General features: G+C 59.6%; 2 protein-coding genes and 1 pseudogene. All 3 read left to right on the forward strand.

Annotation, left to right across the window (positions count from 1 at the left end; genetic code table 11):
• Positions 1-1,745 (forward strand): DUF1549 and DUF1553 domain-containing protein (locus KDL09_RS24110; protein WP_294391126.1); only part of this gene is annotated, 1,745 nt, incomplete at its 5' end.
• Between the two features lie 52 nt (positions 1,746-1,797).
• Positions 1,798-3,273 (forward strand): suppressor of fused domain protein, encoded by a 1,476-nt coding sequence (locus KDL09_RS24115; protein WP_294391129.1) that lies wholly within the window; start codon positions 1,798-1,800, stop codon positions 3,271-3,273.
• Positions 3,274-3,342: 69 nt separating this feature from the next.
• Positions 3,343-4,601: pseudogene (locus KDL09_RS24120) on the forward strand (serine protease); the annotation flags it as partial.

The following is a 4,601-nucleotide window of genomic DNA, read 5'->3' on the forward strand; positions in this document are numbered from 1 at the left end:
AGCAACTCAAGGTGATGGCGCGCTATTCCGACGGCAGCAGCCGTGACGTGACGAAGCTCGCGCTGTTTGAAGCCAACGACCGTGCCATGGCCGAGACGAGCGAGCAGGGCCTCATCAAGACGCTCGATATTCCCGGCAATGTGGCCGTGATGGTGCGCTTCGGCGGCAAAGTTTCTGTTTGCAGCGTCTCGGTGCCGCTCGGTGCGCCGGTTGATTCACTGCCGCCGGTGAAGAACTTCATCGACCAGCATGTCTTCGCCAATTTGAAGCAGATCGGCGTGCCGCCATCGCCCATCTGCGATGACTCCACCTTCCTGCGCCGCGTCTCGCTCGACATAGCCGGACGTCTGCCCACGATGGAGGAGACGAAGGATTTCCTGGCCAGCAAGGCGCCTGACAAACGGGACCGCGTCATCGAAGCGCTGCTGAACAGCCCCGACTACGCCGACTATTTCGCGAACAAATGGACCGCGCTTCTCAAGAACCAGCGTGCGGACAATGCGGACATCACCGCGAACTTCGCCTTCCACGCCTGGATGCGTGACAACCTGCTGGCCAACACGCCTTACGATCAGATCGTCCGCCAGATCCTCGCCTCTACCGGCACGATCGTTTCAAATCCGCCCGTCGCATGGTACAAGCGCGTCAAGGAGCCGACGACGCAGCTCGAGGACGTGGCCCAGCTCTTCCTCGGCGTGCGCATGCAGTGTGCGCAGTGTCACCATCATCCCTTCGAGAAATGGACGCAGGCGGAGTACTACCACCTCGCTGCGTTCTTCAGCCAGATCGGTCGTAAGCCGACCGCCATTGCCGGTGAAGACCTCATTTTCCACAAGCGCGGCGTCGCACAGACGGAGCATCGCAAAACCCGCGTCATGCTTAAGCCCGCCGGTCTGGGCGAGCCCGAACTCGACATCGCACCCGATGACGATCCGCGTCTCGCGCTCGTCGACTGGATGAGCAAGAAGGACAATCCCTTCTTCGCCAAGTCGCTCGTGAATCGCTACTGGAAGCACTTCTTCAAACGTGGTCTCGTCGAGCCCGAGGATGATCTGCGCGACACGAATCCACCAACGAATCCGGAGCTGTTCGACGCGCTGGCAAAGAGTTTCACCGACAGCGGCTACGATCTCAAAGCCGTCGTCCGTCTCATCACGCAGAGTCACACCTACCAGCTCAGCGCGATGCCGAACCAGTACAATGCCGTCGATCTGCAGGCCTTCTCACATTTCTACCCGAAACGCATGACCGCCGAGGTGCTGCTCGACAGCATCGACACCGTCACCGGTTCAAAGACCGACTTCGCCGACCTGCCACCCGGCACCCGCGCCGTCTCGCTGCCTGACAACAGCTACAATCGCGCTTCGCCCTTCCTCAAGGTCTTCGGTCGCCCCGAAGGCGCGAGCGTCTGCGAATGCGAGCGCGTGCAGTCCGCGAGCCTCGCGCAAAGCCTGCATCTCATGAATGCGTCCGACGTGAAGGCCAAGCTCACCGCCAGCGGCGGTCGCGCCGAGATGCTCACCAAGGCCGAGATGCCCGAGCCCAAGCGCATTCGCGAACTCTATCTCGCAGCGTATTCCCGCGAACCCACTGCGGACGAAGTGAAGATCGCCGAAACGCATCTGCTCAAGCCCCGCACCGACTCGGCCGGCAAGCCGCTCGATTCCCAACGCGCCAAACGCAACGGCTACGAAGACCTTCTCTGGGCCCTGCTGAACACGAAGGAGTTCCTCTACAATCACTGAGGCGTTGAATTGCTCTTGTCTGACGTAAATCGAGCCGTCATTATCGCTCGTGATGTCACAAAATAAGCAGCCATTTGATAATGAATTTGCCGCTGCGGCGGCTGCCTTGACAGCATCGGTCGCCGAGATGTTGTCGCAACGGGAGTTGTTTGAAAAGCGGGCTCGTGAATGGCTCATCTCACCCGCCTTTGAAAAGGTTTACGGAGAGTTGCATGAAGGGCTGCTCATCAAGACAATCCTCACGGTCATGAGGAAAGGGCATTTCATGAAAATGCGGAGTGCCAAATTGCGAGAGGGCTACCGGCGTCTGGCAACCGAAGGCGAACTTCTGTTTGCCGGCATGGTGATAGGCAACACGAGAATTTCCGAAGACCTCAGTCGTCGTTGTCCTGTGGCCGTCGTCGCATCACGGAAGCAGGACGTGGACTCCGTCGTTCACGCGGCCCTTCTTGGAGAAATGATTGCCGAGGCATACATGGAAGGCGGTTCGAAAACGATGCCGGAATGCGCCCGCATCATCGCCAATGACAGTTATCGCGCCTTGCGCAGGCAGGTGCTTCCCGTCAGGGAAACTCAGAGACTACCAGCAGCTTTGTTCGACATACGAATTTCAATGAATGAACTGGTTGGTGACGGAGAATCCTGTCCTTTTGTTCCATTGATGGTCCATCCGGGCGGCGGCCCGTTTGCCGTGGTGCCTTGGCCGGTGCTGCATGGCAAGCCTGTACCGACGCGCAAATCGTTGCCGCCACCCATTCCACAAGGCCCGTCTTCATCCCCCAAGAGGCCGCCTCCTATTCCTGAAGCTCAGGCCGATGTCACGCCAGGAGGAAGCAAGGTTCTCCGTCACAAGCCATCCGCCCACGAGTTTCAACTGGCGGTTGGTGGGCCTGACATCCAGGTGATCGAGGCCCATGTTGAGAAGCACATCGGTGCAGTTTCGCATGTGTTTCACGAAATCATTTCAGACCAGGTTCACCTGGACGTGCATTTCGTGCCGCCGACGCCGGACCGGCCATTCCACACTCTTGTCACATCGGGCATGAGTGACAGACCCATGACTGTTCCTTCCGGAGCCGAAGAATTTCGTCATGCGGAGTTGATGATCTGCCTGCCGGCCGAATGGAAGCTCGCGCAAAGCCAAATGGGGGAGGTTGGTCCGGCGGATTTCAACGACGAGAGAAACTACTGGCCGGTGCGCTGGCTGAAGAAGCTCGCACGGCTTCCTCATGAGTATGACACATGGATCGGGCCGTCTCATACCATCCCCAATGGAGATCCGGCCGAACCGCTGGCCATAGGTCTGCCGTTCACCGGGTTCTTGGTCTTTCATCCTGCCATGGTCCCAGATGGATTCCACCGGCTGTGCGTTTCAGATGAAAAAACGATCAACTTCTACGCCATCATCCCGATCACCACGAACGAGATGGATTTCAAGTTGCAGCATGGTGCAGCGGCATTGTTGCAGAGACTGATGGAGCACGGGGTGACGGAGCTGGTCAATCCACTCAGAGCCGAGGTTGTATGACGGGCTCAATCCCGGATCGTGCTAATGGCGGTGTATAGATGCCGCCTTTAGTGACGTAGGTTTGTGGTCATGTTCCCCCGCATCCTTTTCCTCCTCTCCCTCTTCGCCGCCACGGCCTTTGCCCAGCAGGTCACGCTGCCGTTGCCTCGGTTGCTCACGGTCATGCCGATGGGCGGACAGGCCGGGCAGACGGTGGAAGTCACGATCACGGGTGAAAATATCGAGGATGTGACGGCGCTGACCTTCTCCTCGCCGAAGATCACGGCGAAGCCGGTGGCGGAGAACAAGTTCGCGGTGAGCATCGCCGCGGATGTGCCGCCGGGCGTCTATGATGCACGGGTGATGTCGCGGCTTGGCGTGTCGTCGGTGCGCGCGTTTTCGGTGAACACGCTGCCGGAGGTGGTTCGCACAAAAGCAAACAACTCGGTCGAAACTGCGATGCCGCTTTCGATGGGCTCGATTTGCAACGCGACCATGACGACCCGCGCGGTGGACTTTTATTCGTTCCAAGGCGTCAAAGGAAAGCGCGTGGCGATCGAATGTGCCGCGGCGGGGATTGATTCGCGTCTTACGCCTGTGCTGATCCTCGCTGACGCGAAGGGCGGCGATTTGAAGGTGAATCGCACAGGCGGTTTGATCGACTTCACGCCGCCTGCGGACGGCACCTACCTGATCAAGGTAAACGACCTCACTTATCAAGGCGGCGCACGTCATTTCTACCGCCTCGCTCTGCAGGAAGTGGCAGGAACCGGTCCTGCACCACGTCAGCCGCAGACGGCGACCGTGAGCCGAATGTCCTGGCCGCCTGTGGGTCTTGCCGCGACGGCCGCTGCGAATGAAACCGAGCCGAACAACAAGCAGGCGCAGAAGATCACGCTGCCATGCGACATCGCAGGCTCCTTCTTTCCGGCGGCGGATGTGGACACCTTCGAATTCACCGCCAAGAAAGGCGAGACGTGGTGGGTGGAGGTCGCGAGCGAGCGTCTCGGACTGAACACCGATCCCTTCGTGCTCGTGCAGCAGGTAAAGGACGGCAAGTTCACTGACGTGGCCGAGCTTTATGACATCGCGCCGCCGATGAAGACGACGAGCAACGGCTACTCCTACGACGGCCCGCCGTATGACGCCGGTTCGCCGGATGTGAACGGCAAGTTTGAGGTCAAGGAGGACGGCACCTATCGCCTGCAGGTGCGCGATCTCTTCGGCGGCACGCGCAGCGATGCGAACAACATCTATCGTCTCATCGTGCGTCAGGCCGCGCCGGATTTCTCCCTCGCCGGCTGGGCCGTGCACATGACGCTGCGCAACGGCGACCGCGCCGCGCTTTC

The organism is Prosthecobacter sp., from assembly GCF_020439865.1.
Lineage (GTDB): Bacteria > Verrucomicrobiota > Verrucomicrobiia > Verrucomicrobiales > Verrucomicrobiaceae > Prosthecobacter.